This is a genomic window from Acinetobacter sp. AOR43_HL (assembly GCF_027854635.1).
Taxonomy (GTDB): Bacteria; Pseudomonadota; Gammaproteobacteria; order Pseudomonadales; family Moraxellaceae; genus Acinetobacter; species Acinetobacter pittii.
Window position 1 is genome coordinate 231,075 of record NZ_JAKTHX010000018.1, and the last position, 17,430, is coordinate 248,504.

At 40.7% G+C, this 17,430-nt stretch carries 15 protein-coding genes, 2 tRNA genes and 1 riboswitch; of the genes, 10 read left to right on the plus strand and 7 right to left on the minus strand.

The annotated features are described in order from the left end of the window. Nucleotides 1-131: 131 nt before the first annotated feature. The 4 genes from MKL33_RS07980 to MKL33_RS07995 all read left to right on the plus strand — a co-directional run bounded on the left by MKL33_RS07980 (nucleotide 132) and on the right by MKL33_RS07995 (nucleotide 5,846). Nucleotides 132-3,455 (plus strand): Rne/Rng family ribonuclease, encoded by a 3,324-nt coding sequence (locus MKL33_RS07980; protein ID WP_161282805.1) that lies wholly within the window; start codon nucleotides 132-134, stop codon nucleotides 3,453-3,455. Nucleotides 3,456-3,646: 191 nt separating this feature from the next. Beyond that, on the plus strand, nucleotides 3,647-5,488 hold the full coding sequence (locus MKL33_RS07985) for a long-chain-acyl-CoA synthetase (protein ID WP_270906777.1): 1,842 nt from the start codon (nucleotides 3,647-3,649) through the stop codon (nucleotides 5,486-5,488). A 184-nt stretch (nucleotides 5,489-5,672) separates the two neighbouring features. After that, nucleotides 5,673-5,748 (plus strand) — tRNA-Lys (locus tag MKL33_RS07990). A gap of 22 nt (nucleotides 5,749-5,770) precedes the next feature. Beyond that, nucleotides 5,771-5,846, plus strand: a tRNA-Lys gene (locus MKL33_RS07995). A 63-nt stretch (nucleotides 5,847-5,909) separates the two neighbouring features. Here the strand turns inward: MKL33_RS07995 and MKL33_RS08000 are convergent. Further along, nucleotides 5,910-6,806 (minus strand): LysR family transcriptional regulator, encoded by an 897-nt coding sequence (locus MKL33_RS08000; RefSeq protein WP_213385083.1) that lies wholly within the window; start codon nucleotides 6,804-6,806, stop codon nucleotides 5,910-5,912. Between the two features lie 112 nt (nucleotides 6,807-6,918). Here MKL33_RS08000 and MKL33_RS08005 point away from each other — a divergent pair, with 112 nt between their 5' ends. Then, a complete protein-coding gene (locus tag MKL33_RS08005) occupies nucleotides 6,919-7,674 on the plus strand; it encodes an SDR family oxidoreductase (protein WP_017481992.1) in 756 nt (251 codons plus the stop codon). 45 nt (nucleotides 7,675-7,719) lie between these two features. Here MKL33_RS08005 and hemW read toward each other — a convergent pair whose 3' ends face one another. Then, nucleotides 7,720-8,874: a radical SAM family heme chaperone HemW gene (gene hemW / locus MKL33_RS08010; RefSeq protein WP_270906778.1), complete on the minus strand. Its 1,155-nt coding sequence runs from the start codon at nucleotides 8,872-8,874 to the stop codon at nucleotides 7,720-7,722. Between the two features lie 116 nt (nucleotides 8,875-8,990). Here hemW and MKL33_RS08015 point away from each other — a divergent pair, with 116 nt between their 5' ends. Both MKL33_RS08015 and abeM read left to right on the plus strand, forming a co-directional pair. After that, entirely contained in the window at nucleotides 8,991-9,452 is a 462-nt protein-coding gene (locus MKL33_RS08015) for a DMT family transporter (RefSeq protein WP_031945662.1), read from the plus strand. Nucleotides 9,453-9,483: 31 nt separating this feature from the next. Further along, nucleotides 9,484-10,830 (plus strand): multidrug efflux MATE transporter AbeM, encoded by a 1,347-nt coding sequence (gene abeM, locus MKL33_RS08020; RefSeq protein WP_033849547.1) that lies wholly within the window; start codon nucleotides 9,484-9,486, stop codon nucleotides 10,828-10,830. Nucleotides 10,831-10,863: 33 nt separating this feature from the next. Here the strand turns inward: abeM and MKL33_RS08025 are convergent, their stop codons facing one another. Together MKL33_RS08025 and MKL33_RS08030 are read right to left on the minus strand one after the other, a co-directional pair. Next, nucleotides 10,864-12,114 carry an acyl-CoA dehydrogenase family protein gene (locus MKL33_RS08025; protein WP_270906779.1) on the minus strand — a complete coding sequence of 417 codons (1,251 nt, stop codon included), beginning with the start codon at nucleotides 12,112-12,114 and terminating at the stop codon, nucleotides 10,864-10,866. A gap of 32 nt (nucleotides 12,115-12,146) precedes the next feature. Further along, on the minus strand, nucleotides 12,147-13,394 hold the full coding sequence (locus tag MKL33_RS08030; protein WP_270906780.1) for an SfnB family sulfur acquisition oxidoreductase: 1,248 nt from the start codon (nucleotides 13,392-13,394) through the stop codon (nucleotides 12,147-12,149). 256 nt (nucleotides 13,395-13,650) lie between these two features. Here MKL33_RS08030 and MKL33_RS08035 point away from each other — a divergent pair, with 256 nt between their 5' ends. The 3 genes from MKL33_RS08035 to MKL33_RS08045 all read left to right on the plus strand — a co-directional run bounded on the left by MKL33_RS08035 (nucleotide 13,651) and on the right by MKL33_RS08045 (nucleotide 15,887). Next, the gene (locus tag MKL33_RS08035) at nucleotides 13,651-14,949 is read left to right on the plus strand and encodes an ABC1 kinase family protein (RefSeq protein ID WP_002115159.1); all 1,299 of its coding nucleotides are present in this window, start codon (nucleotides 13,651-13,653) and stop codon (nucleotides 14,947-14,949) included. Nucleotides 14,950-15,050: 101 nt separating this feature from the next. After that, entirely contained in the window at nucleotides 15,051-15,305 is a 255-nt protein-coding gene (locus tag MKL33_RS08040; protein WP_002114896.1) for a type B 50S ribosomal protein L31, read from the plus strand. 249 nt (nucleotides 15,306-15,554) lie between these two features. After that, nucleotides 15,555-15,887, plus strand: coding sequence for a HopJ type III effector protein (locus MKL33_RS08045; protein ID WP_000046495.1), 333 nt, complete (start codon nucleotides 15,555-15,557; stop codon nucleotides 15,885-15,887). 158 nt (nucleotides 15,888-16,045) lie between these two features. Here the strand turns inward: MKL33_RS08045 and MKL33_RS08050 are convergent, their stop codons facing one another. From MKL33_RS08050 to MKL33_RS08060, 3 genes are all read right to left on the minus strand, one after another. Further along, entirely contained in the window at nucleotides 16,046-16,174 is a 129-nt protein-coding gene (locus MKL33_RS08050) for a hypothetical protein (RefSeq protein ID WP_014208263.1), read from the minus strand. Between the two features lie 166 nt (nucleotides 16,175-16,340). Then, the gene (gene crcB / locus MKL33_RS08055) at nucleotides 16,341-16,721 is read right to left on the minus strand and encodes a fluoride efflux transporter CrcB (RefSeq protein ID WP_044101313.1); all 381 of its coding nucleotides are present in this window, start codon (nucleotides 16,719-16,721) and stop codon (nucleotides 16,341-16,343) included. Between the two features lie 124 nt (nucleotides 16,722-16,845). Beyond that, a riboswitch (Fluoride riboswitch) is annotated at nucleotides 16,846-16,912 on the minus strand. Between the two features lie 45 nt (nucleotides 16,913-16,957). Beyond that, a complete protein-coding gene (locus MKL33_RS08060) occupies nucleotides 16,958-17,368 on the minus strand; it encodes a GFA family protein (protein ID WP_017398757.1) in 411 nt (136 codons plus the stop codon). Between the last annotated feature and the right edge of the window lie 62 nt (nucleotides 17,369-17,430).

The window sequence follows — 17,430 nt, forward strand, 5'->3', positions numbered from 1 at the left end:
TAGCCGGTAACAGATGACTCAGACCACAAATATTTTGAGATCTGGGAAATGATCCGTCATGTTCGATGTTCGTTCAGAACCTTTAAGTTTGTGCGATATGTTTGTGTGGGTCACTATTAGGTGTCACACCCATGAAACGTATGTTGATTAATGCAACTCACGCAGAAGAAGTCCGCGTTGCACTTATCACTGGTAATCGTCTTTACGATTTTGATTTAGAGAATCGTACCCGAGAACAGAAAAAATCCAATATCTATAAAGGCCATGTAACCCGCGTAGAACCCTCTTTAGAAGCTGTTTTTGTTGAATACGGCGCAGGCCGTCAAGGCTTCTTGTCTATGCGCGAAATTGCTAACAGTTATTTCCAAGCAGACCCACGACAAACTTCAAACATTCGTGAACTTATCACTGAAGGTACTGAATTACTTGTTCAAGTCGAAAAAGAAGAACGTGGCAATAAAGGTGCAGCCCTTTCTACATTTATTTCACTTGCAGGACGTTATTTGGTTCTTATGCCAAACAACCCGAAAGGTGGCGGTATTAGTCGTCAAATTTCAGGTTCTGTACGTGAAGAATTAAAAGAAATTTTAGCTTCTTTAAATTTACCACGTGGTATGAGCGTTATTGTACGTACCGCTGGTATTGGCCGTACCCAAGAAGAATTGCAGTTGGACTTACAGCATTTGCTTGACCTTTGGGCTCAAATCCAAGGCACAGCGAGCTCTGGCCCTTCTCCAATGCTAGTTCATCAAGAAGCTGGTGTTGTTACTCGTGCTATCCGCGATTATTTACGTGATGATGTTGCAGAAATTTTAATTGATAGCGAACAGGCTTATAACGAAGCTTATAACTTTGTTAAAGCAGTGATGCCTCGTCAATTAGACAAACTCAAAACTTATACTTTAAACGAGCCATTGTTTGCTCATTTTGGTATTGAAAGCCAAATTCAAACTGCTTATGAACGTGAAGTAAAACTTCCTTCTGGCGGTTCAATTGTGATTGACCAGACTGAAGCTTTAGTTTCAATCGATATTAACTCTGCGAAATCGACTCGTGGACATGACGTTGAAGAAACTGCGCTGAATACTAACTTAGAAGCAGCAGAAGAAATTGCTCGCCAACTTCGTCTTCGTGACATTGGTGGTTTAGTTGTAATCGACTTCATCGATATGACTAAAGAGCGCAACCAACGCATGGTTGAAGCAAAACTTCGTGAAGCAACTCAAAGCGATCGCGCACGTATTCAGTTTGGCCAACTTTCTCGTTTTGGCTTAATGGAAATGAGCCGTCAACGCTTACGTCCATCTCTTGAAGAAGCAACAGGTTATGTGTGCCCACGCTGTCATGGTACAGGCATGGTTCGTGACTTACGCTCACTTTCGCTTTCTATTATGCGTAAAGTAGAAGAGATCGCGCTTCGTGAACGTCATGGTGAAGTACAAGTAGAAGTACCTGTTGAAATTGCAGCATTCTTACTCAATGAAAAACGTCATAGCCTTGTTTATTTAGAACAAACTTCTAGTGTTCGTGTGACTGTTTTACCTCACCCACACTTAGAAACACCTCACTACGAAATTCAGTACAATCCAGATGGGTTTGCACCATCTAGCTACGAACGTACTGAAGCAACTCGTTCAAGTGAAAAAGAGTTAGGTTATGAATCTTCTGAATGGCATTTAGAAGAAGCTGATCATGGCCATACTCATGCTACTCCTGCTGCCAATAACGCAGCTAATCAAAAGAAAGCAAATCAAGCGGCTCAACCTGCTGCTCAGGCAAGCGCTCAAAAAGCAGCAAGCCCTTGTGCATGGTTAGAAAACCTTTTTGTTCAAAAACAAGCTCAAACAGTTGATCAATCTCGCTCAGCACAAAATGCTGCTGCCGCAATTGAACAAATGGTGAATACTGGCGCTGTTAGCCGTGGGCAGTTTGGACAAGTTGTAGCACCAGCAGTTGCAGAAGTTACTTCGGCTCCATCTAACAATGCTTATATTTCTCAATCTCCTGTTAAGCAGGAAGCACGTGAGAATGTTGAAAAAGACGATAAAGTACAACAGCAGCGTCCAAACAACAAAAAACGTAAGCACAAAGAGCAACGTGAACAACATCAGCACCACCACAATCAAGAACCACAGCAACAACAGGTTCATGAAGAGGTTGTACAGTTATCACGCCAAGAGCAACGTGAATTAAAACGTCAACAAAAGCGTCAACAACAAGATCAGCCGCATGCGCAACATCAAAATGATGGGCAACAAGCTGAACATGCTGTACCACGTCGTGACCGTAATAATCAACAACGTCCAAACCGCCCGAATCGCCACCGCGATCCAAGCGTATTAAATGAAAATCAAAATACGCCAGCACCTGCAGTTGTTGATGAAAAACAAGTTAAGGTTGATTTGATTGATGCTCCACAGCATGAAGTCATGAATACAGCCTTAATCATCAATGTTGATCAAGCACAAAGCGAAATTATTGCTTTAACGCCTGAGCAACCTGTTGAGCGTACTGAAAAAGCACCTGTTGTTGAAGCTACTTCAGAACCAGCTCCAGCACCAGTTGTGGCAGTGGAAGAGACGGTAACTGCTGAAGCAGAAGCTCCTCAACCGAAGGCTGAGAAAACTCAACCGCAAGTTCAACGTGCAAGTAATGATCCTCGTATGCGTCGCCGTGAACAACGCAATGCAAAACGTGCTAAAGCTGCTGCACCATCAATTGCCCCATCGCAAATTCCAACGTTGGCGCAATATACAATTGGTAGCTTGATCCGTCATGTTTACGGTGAAGACTGCACAGTACTGATTGAACAGTTTGGTTTAGTTCCAACATTCAACCGTGCATTGCAGAAATTTGCAGAGCAATACGCAAGTACTCTAGTGACTGAAGTCGCAGCTGAAGCTGAAGACAAAAAGCCTGTTACTCGTGATGCCGAGCTTCCAAGCAATAAGCCTTCACAAGAAGCAGAACCTGCGCCAGTACTTCCGTTGACGCCACCAAAAGAAGCGACACCACGTGTTGCTAATGATCCGCGTGAACGCCGTCGTTTAGCGAAACTTGCAGCTGAACAAGCTTTTGAGCAAGTTAAACAACAACATTCTGCACCAGAAGAAGCTGCCCCTGTAGCTGAGACTGTGGAAGAAGCCGTTGTTGCTCCTACTGCTGAAACACAAGTACCTGTTGAATCAAAGCAACAACCGCTTGCGCTTGATCAGGAAACTGAAGTAGCAGCTAATGTAGAAGAGACACCAGCTGAACCTGCAGTAGAAGCTCCGGTTGCAAAACAGCCAAAAGCAGCTGCAAAAGCCAAAGCAGCTACAGAACAAGCTGTAGAGCCAACTGAAGCTCCTGCCGAGAGTGAATCGGAAGATTCTAAAGCTGATAAGGACAAACCAAGTCGTCCTCGTCGCCCTCGCGGTCGTCCACCAAAGAAAGCAAATCCTGTAGCTGAGTAAATCATTTGCTCAATTGCAGCTAATTTAAACAAACCTAGTCATTTCGATGACTAGGTTTTTTTTGTTATTTTTAACCAATTAGGTTGATTGCACTAGAAGAAAAGTTTTAAAAGCATGGTGAACCATGAAAAATACTGTACTTTTGCCAACGCAACCTTTTTTGGATTGATCGAAAAATAAATAGGATTGATATGAGCCAGACAACACAGACCGATATCATTACGCTTGGGGATGTTGCCACCAGACTTCCTAGCTTCATTCCCAAAGTACCCCATATCCTGAATGGTCTTAAACAGGCTTATTTAAGAACAGCAAATACACCAACTGGATTAGGTGTAGCTTTTGAGAAAGCTGTTAAGCGAAATCCGAAAGGTATTGCTTTATTATTTGAAGATCAAAGTTACTCATATGAAGCTTTAAATGAATGGGCTAACCAGATTTCTCACTATTATTTATCTCTCGGCGCACGTAAAGGCGATGTGATTGCCGTAATGGTTGAGAACCGTTCTGAGCTTATTGCCACTATTGTGGGCTTAGCTAAAATTGGGGTAACTATTGCGCTTGTAAATACATCTCAAGTCGGTAAAGTTCTCGCTCATAGCATCAATCTTGTAAAACCAATTGCAGTCATTGCAGGTGAAGAAGTTCGTGCTGCAATTGATGAAATTCGTCAAGACTTAAACGTTCCTAAAGACCGTTTCCACTGGTTTGCAGATCAGGCTACTCGTCAAGATGCAGGAACAGCACCTCAAGGTTATGCCAATCTTGCAATAGAAATTGATCAATTCCCGAAATTCAATCCATCGACCACACAATCCGTTCATGGAAATGATGGCCTGTTTTATATTTATACTTCGGGTACAACAGGCTTACCAAAAGCAGTTATTTTTAAACATAGTCGCTGGACACTGGCCTATGGTACTTACGGCCACATTTTAAACCTTGGCCCAGATGATGTGATGTATGTCACTTTGCCGCTATATCATGCAACAGGCGTAGTTGTTTGCTGGTGTGGTGTGATTGCAGGAAGCGCTACCCTTGCCATCCGACGTAAATATTCAACCAGTGCATTCTGGAAAGATGTTCAAAAGTTTAATGCCTCTGCAATCGGTTATGTAGGTGAACTTTGCCGTTACTTGATGGATGCTCCGACTACAGAGCTTGACCGTGCTCACCGTGTAACCAAAATGATTGGTAACGGCATGCGTCCAAACATCTGGGATAAATTCAAACAACGTTTTGGCGTTCAAGAAGTTCTTGAGCTTTATGCCTCAAGTGAAGGTAACGTTGGCTTTAGTAATATTTTCAACTTTGACAACACAGTAGGCTTCTCCCCTACGCCATACGCAATTATTGAGTTTGATAAAGAGAAAAACGAACCGATACGCGATAAAAATGGCTGGTGTAAAAAAGTTAAAGCAGGTGAAGTCGGTTTATTGGTAGGAAAAATTACCAGTCGCTCTCCATTTGATGGCTATACCGACCCAGAAAAGAATAAATCTGTGATTATGCAAGATGTCTTTAAAAAAGGTGACTCATATTTCAACACAGGTGATCTTGTTCGTAATATTGGTTTCCGTCACGCTCAGTTTGTTGACCGCTTAGGTGATACCTTCCGCTGGAAAGGCGAAAATGTATCTACCACCGAAGTTGAAAACATGGTGTGTGAATATGACAAGATCGCTGAAGCTGTCGTTTATGGTGTAGAAATTCCAAATACCAATGGTCGTGCAGGTATGGCAGCAATCACACTTGCTGATGGTGCCGAGTTAAATGACGCTGATTTAACAGAAATGGTGACTGTATTTAAAAAATGCTTACCTGCTTATGCGGTACCAGTGTTTTTACGTATACAAGCTAAAGTTGAAACCACAGGTACTTTTAAGTACCAAAAGAATAAATTGAAGGAAGATGCGTTTAATCCAAGCAAAACTTCTGAACGTTTACTCGCTTTATTGCCTGGTGCAAGCAGTTACTGTGACATCACAACTGAAATTTTTGACAACATTCAGGCATATAAATACCGTTTTTAGTTCATTTTTTAGCTAAACAAGAGGAAATCGTGCTTTTTATAGGCAATCATGCAAATGTTTTTAAATTTCCTCTTGTGTTAGTTGAATAACTTGCTAAAATACGCGACATCAAAACAAAGGTGGTGTTAGAAAACTTTTAGTTATCTTGCACTTCACATTCAAATGATATTTGAATGTTTGTTCAGGGTCGTTAGCTCAGTTGGTAGAGCAGCGGACTTTTAATCCGTTGGTCCCGCGTTCGAGTCGCGGACGACCCACCACTTATCTGTTTTGAACCTATTTGGGTCGTTAGCTCAGTTGGTAGAGCAGCGGACTTTTAATCCGTTGGTCCCGCGTTCGAGTCGCGGACGACCCACCAAATTCTAAAAAGCCTCTCAGTTCGAGAGGCTTTTTTTATTGTTAATGTATTTTAGTTTTATGACTAAAAGATGACGATGCACTTCTTATATAGAACATCCCTAGCCCATTCCATAAAGATTTCCAAACGTTTAGGAATATAACTCCGGTTCGGATATAAAATATTAAGTGGAAGTGATTGAGCAGTATAGGCGCTTAGTACTTCAACTAAAGTTCCCTGCTCGATTTTATCCTGAACATCGTAGTATGGAAGTTGAATAATTCCCAAACCTGCAATAGCCGCTGCAATATAGGCTTCCGTATTATTTACGCTTAAAGCACTATCCATCATCACAGTTCCATCTTGATATGAAAATACGCCCTGTTTTTCTCCTACTGCTCCCGCATAGTTAATGAGTTTGTGTTGAGATAGATCTTCTAATTGTTCAGGAATACCGTACTGTTCTAAATAGTCAGCACTTGCACAGTTCACCATAATCAAGTTACCAACGAACTTCGCAATTAAACTACTATTATCTAGCTGCCCCACCCGAACAACACAATCGATTCCTTTCTCGATTAAGTCAGTGATGTCATCAGAGCTATGAAGTTGTAAATGGATATCTGGATAGCGGCTATAAAAAACGGGCAGTTCAGGAATAATCACTTGATGCACGATTCGGCTGGGCATTGAAATTTTTAGCGTGCCACGATAATGCTGCTTTTGTGCCTGTATAAGCTGTTCGAGCTGTTCATAATCAAATAATAGATTTTGACACTCAGGTAATATTCGTTGTCCATCTTGGGTAAGGCTTACTTTACGCGTAGTACGATGAAATAAGCGTACTCCATAGTGAGTTTCTAACTGTTGAATAGCACTCGTCACTGTCGAACGAGGTAAATCAAGCTGATTTGCCACTTCACTAAAGCTTTGTCGTTTAGCGACTTCTGTAAAAATAAAAAATTGCTGCAACCGATCCATTTAATTGTTCGTATTTTCTGAATAGTTAAACCAAACTAGCATAATTGATCAAAAATTACCGCCAATCTAGACTAAAAACACATTAAAACAAGTCATCATAGGAACAACCATCATGGCAACTCATACTCTTAAAGATAAAGTTGTATTGATTACAGGCGGCGCAAAAAACTTAGGTGGACTGATTAGCCGTAAATTTGCAGAACAAGGCGCAAAAATCGCGATTCACTACAATAGCGCTGAAACTCAAGCAGATGCTGAACAGACGCTCGCAGATGTAAGAGCATTCGGTGTAGATGCCGTTTTAATTCAGGCAGACCTAACGGATATTGATAATATCGAAAAGCTATTCTTAGACACTAAGCAGCATTTTGGCGGAATTGATATTGCCATTAATACAGTTGGAAAGGTTTTAAAGAAATCCTTTTTAGACACCACAGAACAAGAGTTTGATAGCATGAGCGATATCAACTCAAAAATTGCCTATTTCTTTATTCAATCGGCAGGTCGTCATTTAAATGACGGCGGCAAGATTTGTTCAATCGTTACTTCTCTTCTTGCAGCTTACACTGGGCTCTATTCAACTTATGAGGGTTTAAAAGCTCCTGTTGAACACTACACCCGTGCTGCATCAAAAGAATTTGGTGATCGTCAGATTTCTGTGACTGCTGTTGCACCCGGACCAATGGATACACCTTTCTTTTATGGCCAGGAGTCTGCCGAGGCAGTGGCTTACCACAAATCAGCCTCAGCTTTAGGTGGGCTTACCAAAATTGAAGATATTGAACCTCTAGTTCGATTTTTAGTGACCGATGGTTGGTGGATTACTGGTCAAACAATTTTTGCAAATGGTGGCTACACCACTCGCTAAAATCAAAAAAGCCGCATTTGATAATGCGGCTTTGACTTTGCTTTATCACAAGAACTCTTCTAGTACTGAGTTCAAGAAAATATGCCCCTGCTCTGTACAAGCCAAACGAGAACTATCCTCTACCAGTAGCTTTCTAGCTCGAAGTGAAGTGAGTACCTCATTTAAATGATCTAAGCTTAAGCCTGTACGCTGTTCATATAATTCAGCTTTTACCCCGTCATTTAGACGTAAAGCATTCATCATAAATTCAAAAGGTAGCTCTTCTACTTCAATCTTTTTCATTTGCAAATGTTCGGCTGGAACCTTAGCCAAATAGTCTTTCGGTAAACGAGTCTTTTGGAAACGATACACGCCATCTGGTCGGGTTACTTTGCCATGTGCTCCTGCACCAATTGCAAGGTAATCACCAAATTCCCAGTAATTTAAATTATGGGCTGAAGGTTGTTCTTTACGCCAAGCCGACACTTCATAGTTTACAAAGCCATTTGCTTTTAAATATGCTTCGCCTTGCTCTTGAATATCTTCTAACACTTCATCTTGAGGTAAAATAGGCTGAGTTCGGAAGAATACCGTGTTTGGCTCAATAGTAAGTTGATACCAACTGATATGTGTCGCGCCATGCTCTACAGCAGCCTTTAAATCATAAAGCGCTTGTTCTAGCGTTTGTTCAGGTAGGCCATGCATTAAATCGACATTAACTCGCTTAAAGCCTGCTTGTCTTGCCTGCTCAATTGCATCCATAGCATTGCTGGCTGAATGAATGCGCCCAAGCTTTTGCAAGTGATCAGGATTAAAAGTTTGTACGCCAATGGATAAACGATTAATACCTGCGTCTAAATAGCCTGCAAACGGGTCATGTTCTAGTGTTCCGGGATTTGCCTCTAGGGTGATTTCACAGCCATCTTCAAATTTGAGCAATGACTTAAGCTGTTCAAACAACCATGTATAACCTTTGGCAGAAATAAGTGAAGGCGTTCCACCACCAATAAATACGCTGTGAATTGAACGTCCCTGTGCCATGCCAACTTGAGTTTCAAAGTCGGCCACCAACGCTTTTAAATAGGTTTGCTCAAGCTCTGCCGAAAGTGCCCCATCAGGCACCGCATGCGAGTTAAAGTCACAATATGGACATTTACGCACGCACCAAGGCATATGGATATATAAAGATAAAGGAACAGAAGCAGGATTTAATTCGGCCAAGGAGCAGGTCCAATTTACACAATATTTCTATTTTAACATGACTGCATCAATGGGCTTATGAAAACATACCTTAATTGCTTTAGACTGTTTTTAAACATACTTAAATATTGATAAAAATGATGAAATTCTCTAGTCAACTTTTCCTGATCTTACCTCTAGCTATGGGAATCGGTGTTGCCATGGCTTTTCAGACTGCAATCAATGCTCAACTGCGCGAGCAACTACACTCACCCTTGCAGGCAGCTTTATTATCATTTTTCATAGGTACTATTGTTTTAGCCGTTATGGTTTTCTTTCAAAGTGCCGAGAAGCCCACTTTAAGTGAAATATCAAATATTCCATGGCTTCTTTGGACAGGAGGATTCCTTGGGGTTTATGCAATTAGCATGAGCATTTATACTGCACCTAAACTTGGTTTTTTAACCTTTACAGGGCTGGTCGTTTTTGGGCAATTGCTCATTTCAATGTTGCTTGACCATTTTGGCTGGTTAGGTACAGAAAAGACACCTGTTACATGGCAACGGTTTCTTGGTGGCGTGATCATCTTTGTCGGTGTGTTACTCACTTTGCAACGTTAGCTTCATTTTTATATTTAAAAGAGTACCTTTTGTGTCGAATGTCACATCTTTTCGGTCTGAATTAAAACAACTCTTCCACTTAATGCTACCGATTTTAATTACCCAGTTTGCTCAAGCGGGATTTGGGTTAATTGACACTATTATGGCTGGGCATTTATCTGCAACCGATTTAGCAGCAATTGCGGTAGGTGTGGGCTTATGGATCCCCGTCATGCTCCTGTTCAGTGGCATTATGATTGCAACTACACCTTTGGTCGCTGAAGCAAAGGGCGCAAGAAATACAGAACAAATTCCCGTCATTGTTCGTCAATCCTTATGGGTCGCCATCATTTTAGGCGTAATGGCTATGCTCATTTTGCAGCTCATGCCGTTTTTCTTGCATGTGTTTGGCGTACCAGAGAGCCTACAGCCTAAAGCAAGTTTATTCTTACATGCGATTGGTTTAGGTATGCCTGCTGTGACCATGTACGCAGCCCTACGCGGTTATTCAGAAGCTTTAGGCCATCCACGCCCTGTAACGGTCATTAGCTTATTGGCCTTAGTGGTTTTGATTCCTCTTAACATGATCTTTATGCATGGGTTAGGACCAATACCTGCTTTAGGTAGTGCAGGCTGTGGTTTTGCAACATCCATTTTACAGTGGCTCATGCTAATTACTTTAGCTGGCTATATTTATAAAGCTTCGGCTTATCGAAACACCTCTATTTTTAGCAGATTCGATAAAATTAACCTGACTTGGGTTAAAAGAATTTTACAGCTTGGCCTACCCATCGGTTTAGCTGTGTTCTTTGAAGTCAGTATTTTTAGTACTGGCGCATTGGTGCTTAGCCCACTAGGTGAAGTGTTTATTGCAGCACATCAAGTTGCAATTTCAGTCACCTCTGTGCTGTTTATGATTCCGCTTTCACTTGCGATTGCCCTGACCATTCGTGTGGGAACGTATTATGGTGAAAAAAATTGGGCTTCCATGTACCAAGTCCAAAAAATTGGTCTGAGCACAGCAATATTTTTTGCCTTATTGACCATGTCTTTTATTGCTCTAGGTCGTGAACAAATTGTCTCGGTTTATACCCAAGATATAGAAGTGGTTCCTGTTGCCATGTATTTACTCTGGTTTGCAATGGGTTATCAGTTGATGGATGCATTGCAAGTGAGTGCCGCAGGCTGTTTAAGAGGGATGCAAGATACGCAAGCACCGATGTGGATTACGCTTATGGCATATTGGGTGATTGCTTTTCCTATCGGACTTTATTTAGCACGTTATACCCATTGGGGTGTAGCTGGTGTGTGGCTAGGCTTAATTATTGGTTTAAGCATTGCTTGTGTTTTATTACTTTCAAGGCTTTATTTAAATACCAAACGTTTAAGCAAAACCTAATAAAAAAGCCGATGAAACATCGGCTTTTTTATTTTATGCAGACTTTGCCCGCGGGCTTGCTCCAATTTGCCAGACAAACGGTAAATCGGTCCGGTTAACTTCCCAATCTCCAATCACCTTTTCTTTATAGATGAGCGGATTATGTGAAGAGACCGTTCGTGCATTACGCCAGAAACGGTCGAGTTGTTTGACCTGACTACTTGCTGACGCGCCCAAAGCATTAAATAATTGGCTGGTTAAATCGAGTACCAAATTAGAAATCACCACCTGCCCTTGCGCTGACTCAAGCTCTACATCTACATTAAACTGATGTTCTTTCACCTCTAACTCACTAAAGTGACTTTCATAAGCCTTCTGCAATGCTTCAGCTGTTTTAATCGTAATTGCCAGACTTGCATAGGCTTGAGCAGAGGCTTTACCCACCACCTGTAAAACTTGTGGGTCGTGACGAACAAGGTCACCATTACCATGACTAAAAATACGCTTTCGCTCACGTATTTCTTGGCTAAAAGTTTCGACCGCAGCATGTGCAATCCCTGTTAGAGTTGCAAGATGTACTACTTGATAGAAAGCAGTTTGATATTTAAAACGCTGGTCAAATGGAATAAGGTGCGAAGCTGGTAAATGCACCTGATGTACTTTTAAAGTACCACTGCCCGTTGTCTTTTGACCAAAGCCATCCCAATCATCAATCACACTAACCCCTGTTTCATGACGATAAATAGCAGCAATCACATGACGGTCATTTACCTCATCGTAAGCAAATAAATCGATCCAGTCAGCAAAGATACTTCCTGTTGAATAGTACTTTTCACCATTCACCACCAAGTTGCCCGAAGCATCTTTGGTTACTCGTGTAACGACATCACCAATCTGTACATTTCCAACTTCGGTCCATGCGTTTCCAACTAAATCACCTTGTACAAAACGCTGAAACCAGACTTCCTGCGAATGCTCTTTATGGGCAACTAAGCGGTCTTCAACAAAAGCAAAATGTCCACGCAACGCTTGCACAATATTCGAATCTGCTTGCGCCAATTCTGCTAGAAGCTGAAAAAGTTGTGGCAATGATACCCCATCTCCACCATATTTAACGGGTACCCGTACTGCACCTAATTTGAGTTCTTTTAACCACTGAATAGGTTCAAAAGGCAAAATTCGTTCTTTTTCTCGCTGAATTGCACCTTGGGCAATTTTTTCAAAAACTGGACGAAATCTACTTGCTACCTTTTCATAATCGGCGCCTACCGATAGCTCTTCTAATTCAATTTGAGTAATTGTCATCTTTATTCTCCTAATCTTATTTTTTCTTCACTTTAGCTCCATGCATGACGCGGTGGATGGATGCCATTGAGGTAGTAATTACCGACAATGTGATATTTCCAACGCACTGGATCATGCAAGGTATGAGTACGCGCATTACGCCAATGGCGGTCCAAATTAAGCTCTGACAAAGTAGAACGTGTTCCAGACAACTCAAAAAGCTTATTCGCTGCTAAAATCGCAACTTCTGTAGTGAGTACTTTTGCTTCAGCAACCAGTAATGTCGCTTGATTTACATGTTCTTCTGTCGTGTCGGCAATCGCTTGATCGATCGCATCTCCTGCTAAATCTAATACTGCTTCTGCTGCACGCAGTTTTATTTTTAAATCACCAATGTTTACAATCGTATAGGGATCATCGCTCGCTTTTTCCAAACCTGAATCGACCCATGCACGGCTATGATTTTTGACATAGTGAATTGTTTCTTCAATTGCACCACGCGCAATACCAGCATCAACAGCCGCTTGAATAAATTGTGAAATTGCACCTGCTGGAGTAGGACGTTCGAAAGCCTGATAAATCGGAATTAGATATTCTTCACGTACTGGAACTTGATTAAGTTCAACGGTTCCACTGGCCGTGGTTCTTTGCCCGAAACCAGACCAGTCATTAATAATATTCACCCCTGAAGTTTCCCGAGGAACTAGCGCCGCATAAGGTTGCCCCTCTTCATTTACAGCGACAATAGGAACCCAATGCGCAAGCAATGCACCTGTTGCAAAAAACTTCTTGCCATTAATTTCATAACCGTGCTCGGTCTTTCGTAATGTGGTAGTGAGGTCAGCCACCGTTTTGCTATGTTTTTCTGAAAAGGCATTGCCAAAACGAATCCCTCTCAACACTAAGTTAAAGAAAAATTGTTGTTGTTCTGGGCCTGCATCAAGGCGTAAATGTTCAATAAAAGCCAAGTGATTTTGAGGAAGCTGTGCAAGAGATGGGTCAACACTCGCAATTGTTTTGATGACCTCAGCCAAGGTTCGATATTTAACTTGGGCACCACCAAATTGCTTGGGAACCGTAATAGCCCATAAGCCACTTTGTGAGAACTGTTGAATTTCGTTTAGAGGTAAACGGCGCTCTTTGTCTCGCTCAGATGCTTCTTGTGCAAACTCTTGAGCAAGTTGTTTGGCAAGCTCAATTGCCTCTTCATCAGAACGAATAATATGCGCATCTTTTGACTGCTCAAACACAGATAAAGGAACCGCCTGAGACCGCCCATGGGCCGAACTTAAACTTGTCATAACTTTTGTTATCTCTATTTTTATTTAACCTGTCATTCACATTACCACCAAAAAAACAGGCACTTTATAGATATTAAAGCTTTGTTTATGAAATGGATTTTCACAAGCTTTTCATATTTTTTACTATAAAAATAACATTTTGTTTTTCGAAAAATTTCTTACATGAGATAAACAATTTCATATAGGCTTTTTAAGCTTTGTCACCTATGATCAAAACTAGGCAATATTATGTTGTAGTCAATGAGGTATCGAAGATATGGCAAAGAATGCAAGTTCACCCGGCAAACGATTTATGAAACTTGCAGGAATGACCGCGAGCATTGCAACGAAAACCGTTTCTAACTCGATTCGAAACTTGACCGCAGATGAAGAACAAAAGCTGGCTTCAAAAACCAAGTTATTTCAGGATATTGGTTTGCAAATTGCCGACACCTTAGGCGAAATGAAAGGTGCCGTCATGAAGGTCGGCCAAATTGCATCACAATATAAAGATATTTTCCCACCCGAGGTCGCTAAAGCAATTTCTAAGTTACAGCGCCAAGCTCCACCTATGCCCTTTGCTGCTATTCAACAACAAGTTGAACGTGAGCTTGGAAAGCCGCTGAATGTTGCCTTTAAATCTTTTGATCAAGAACCTTTTGCAGCTGCTTCAATTGGACAAGTTCACAAAGCTGTCTTGCCAAGTGGCGAGCAAGTTGTTGTTAAAGTGCAATATCCGGGTGTTGATGAAGCCTGTGAAAGTGACTTAAAACAAGTACGTTTGGCACTTCGTTTAATGGGTGTGCTTAAAATTGATAAAAAGCTACAAGATCAGCTTTTTGCAGAGATTCAAGATAGTCTGTCAGCAGAGCTTAACTATGAAATCGAGGCTCAAAACCTTGAAGTTTTCAAAACATTTCATAGCCAATTAGATGACAAAATTATCATCCCGACTGTTTATAAAGATTACTCTTCAAGACGTATTTTAACCTTGAGTCTCGAACAAGGTGACAGCATTGAAACTGCCAGCGCTTGGCCTATCGAAATTCGAAATACCATTGGACGCCGCTTGATTCGTGCTTTAGGTCAGGAAATGTTCTTTTTAAAACGTTTTCACTGTGACCCTCATCCGGGTAACTTTGCTTTCCGCCAAGATGGCAGTGTCATTATTTATGACTATGGCAGTGTTAAAACGCTTTCAAATGAAATCGTGCAGCACTTTAAACGCTTAGTAAATGCAGCTCGCCATGAAAATATCGATTTGATCGAAACAGAATTATTTGAACTACATTCACTTGCTGAAAAAGGCAAATTCCCGAGTGATCTATATAAACTCTGGATTGAAGTATTGTTACGTCCGCTTACCACCACTTATAATTTTGCAGAGAACTCATCACATCATGATGGCATGTTACTTGTGAAAAAATCTTTGAAGTATTGGGATGTCTTTAAACCATCACCAGATACTTTAATGGTCAACAGAACCATTTCAGGACATTACTGGAACCTGATTCACTTAAAAGTTCATGACAATCTAAACGATCTATTTGAAGAGCTTGTTCCACCTTCTAACTAACTTAATTTACTGATCAGTGTAGCCTTTTATGGGTTACATTGACTTTTTAATTGTTATGTTATAACATTTCTTTAATCAAAAATAATTTAGGACAATCTCTCATGCGTAAAGATATTCATCCTGCTTATCAACAAGTGTTATTTCATGACACCAATGCAGACGTGTACTTCTTAATTGGTAGTACTCTTCAGTCTAAACAAACCAAAGAGTATCAAGGGAAAGTCTACCCTTATGTCACTCTTGATATTTCAAGTGCATCACACCCTTTCTACACAGGTGAAGTACGTCAAGCAAGTAACGAAGGCCGTGTAGCAAGCTTCAATAAACGTTTCGCTCGCTTTAATCGTAAGAGTTAATCTTGCGTTAAGATTTGACCAATACACTTAAATCATTGGAAGCCTAAGACTATCTCCTCCACTTAGGCTTCTTTTTTTATGTGTATTTTTCATCATTTATAAACTGTGTATAAAAGAAAACTTATCCACAAGTTGTCTAAAAACACTTCTGATTTTTTTCAATAACTCCTCAATTTTTATAATTGCCAAGCTTTCAAAGCATGTATTCAATGCTATGCTTAAGCCCCATTTGATAGGAAGTTTAAGATTATGGCACAAGAGTTACTTGCCCAATTACAAGCAGGCACAGCAAAATTTTCAGACGTTTTAGCTTATATTGAAGCACGTTACCAACATACTCCAACGGCTTTTCAAAATGGTGCACAGCATAACGCTGCTACTGAAAATCAAGGCAGTGCAAAAGTTTTCTCTTTTGCCAAGTTACAAGGTTTAGACCAAGCACAAACTTTAAGTTTATTTGCAGAACACTACGCATCTGTATTGGCTACACCAGAAGGAACTGATCATCAAAATATTCGTCAGTTTATGCAAAATGGTTGGGATGGTGTGAAGTTTGAAGGTCAGGCTTTAACTGAAAAATAATAAGTGCTAGTAAGTAATGTCTTAAATTAGAAGATTGTCACAACAGAGTTTTTTTAGTGACGTTCTATATCTAGATTAGCCTTCGGCTCGACCTACTTTTCTTTTGGGAAAAGTAGGCAAAACCATTTTCATCAACAGAACCTGTTATCTGTTTGCACTTATCCCATATCTTGCAAAAACAATATATAGCTAATTTCAGTCAGGCTGTTGATGACTTTAACGCGTATCAAATCCCAAAATAAATCAGAAGTTTTTAATTCATCATTTACTATCGTGACAAGCGGCATGGATGCCGCAGTTTTGCTGTGCTACATGGATGTGGCATCAGCGAAACAAAAGATTTTTGCTTACTTTTGATCTTTCAAAAGTAAGGTAGGCCTACACAAATGGTATGAGAGAACATTGTAAAACGGAGGCCGTGCAATATATTTCGGTGCTTACACACCTGAATAATCAGTTACCCGCCAGCCAATGATAAGCCGCCAAACCCAAACACGTAAAAATTAACGATCCAATTAAATGGATGGAAATCCCCAACATCGCCATACCCAACTTACCACTTTGTAATAAAGTGACGATCTCAATCGAGAACGTTGAAAAGGTAGTTAAAGCACCACAAAAACCAGTAATCACAAAAAGCTTATAGTTCGGGCTTAAATCACTTTGAGCAAAGTAGGCAATCGCAAAACCAATAATAAAACCACCGACCAAATTAACAGTGACAGTACCAAGTGGAATCTGCGGGTAAATCGGGTTGAGTTTTAGACCTAAAAACCAACGCAGCCATGCCCCTAGAACTGAGCCTAAAGCAATTGAAAGTAGAGAGTAATACATAGGACCACCCCTTTAGATAGACGCTAAAAGAGCAAAAAATAATGAAGGGAAATATGACACAGCATACTCCAAAAATAAGCAGAGTACGCAATAACCTACGTACCCAGCGATATAAACACATGAGGGTAACGTAGGCATCATTAGCCAATATGGCAGTTTTTCAAGGGAGGAATGCCATCTCCCTGTTTTAAGTATATTAGATCATCTTGAATTTGATTTAAACATACTTTTTAAAATCATGGACGTTCAGCAAATTGTGGTAAATCATCCTGAATACATTCCCATTCCGCCTTAGACGCAGCAAAAATATGCATTGTCGGCTTTTTGTCTAATACTGTATCAAGGGTCCCAATTCTTAAACGATATAATTCAGGCTGCGCATCACGAGAACTAATCAAAGGTGAGCCACATTCGCTACAAAACCAACGATATACACCGTTCACAGCAAATTTTTTGACAAGGTTTTCACCTTGGGTAATTTTAAAATCTGCACTGTTGATTGGAGCATTCGTTGCAAATGCTGTTCCATTGGCTTTTCGGCAGCGTTGACAGTGACATTGAATAATATCTCCGATATCGCCCTTAATTTCATAGCGAATACCCTGACATAAACAACTTCCTTGATAAACTGGTGATGCTTGAGACATGTTCTCGTAAATCCTATTATTATTGATTGCTCAAAAATAACACTTTTCACATATCAAACATA

Coding starts and splice junctions, on each gene's coding strand:
- MKL33_RS08060 (WP_017398757.1), bottom strand. CDS start 17,368: ATGTCTCAAGCATCACCAGTTTATCAAGGAAGTTGTTTATGTCAGGGT.
- MKL33_RS07980 (WP_161282805.1), top strand. CDS start 132: ATGAAACGTATGTTGATTAATGCAACTCACGCAGAAGAAGTCCGCGTT.
- MKL33_RS08040 (WP_002114896.1), top strand. CDS start 15,051: ATGCGTAAAGATATTCATCCTGCTTATCAACAAGTGTTATTTCATGAC.
- MKL33_RS08030 (WP_270906780.1), bottom strand. CDS start 13,394: ATGACAAGTTTAAGTTCGGCCCATGGGCGGTCTCAGGCGGTTCCTTTA.
- MKL33_RS08025 (WP_270906779.1), bottom strand. CDS start 12,114: ATGACAATTACTCAAATTGAATTAGAAGAGCTATCGGTAGGCGCCGAT.
- MKL33_RS08015 (WP_031945662.1), top strand. CDS start 8,991: ATGATGAAATTCTCTAGTCAACTTTTCCTGATCTTACCTCTAGCTATG.
- MKL33_RS08000 (WP_213385083.1), bottom strand. CDS start 6,806: ATGGATCGGTTGCAGCAATTTTTTATTTTTACAGAAGTCGCTAAACGA.
- MKL33_RS08035 (WP_002115159.1), top strand. CDS start 13,651: ATGGCAAAGAATGCAAGTTCACCCGGCAAACGATTTATGAAACTTGCA.
- MKL33_RS08045 (WP_000046495.1), top strand. CDS start 15,555: ATGGCACAAGAGTTACTTGCCCAATTACAAGCAGGCACAGCAAAATTT.
- MKL33_RS07985 (WP_270906777.1), top strand. CDS start 3,647: ATGAGCCAGACAACACAGACCGATATCATTACGCTTGGGGATGTTGCC.
- MKL33_RS08005 (WP_017481992.1), top strand. CDS start 6,919: ATGGCAACTCATACTCTTAAAGATAAAGTTGTATTGATTACAGGCGGC.
- MKL33_RS08050 (WP_014208263.1), bottom strand. CDS start 16,174: ATGCCGCTTGTCACGATAGTAAATGATGAATTAAAAACTTCTGATTTA.
- crcB (WP_044101313.1), bottom strand. CDS start 16,721: ATGTATTACTCTCTACTTTCAATTGCTTTAGGCTCAGTTCTAGGGGCA.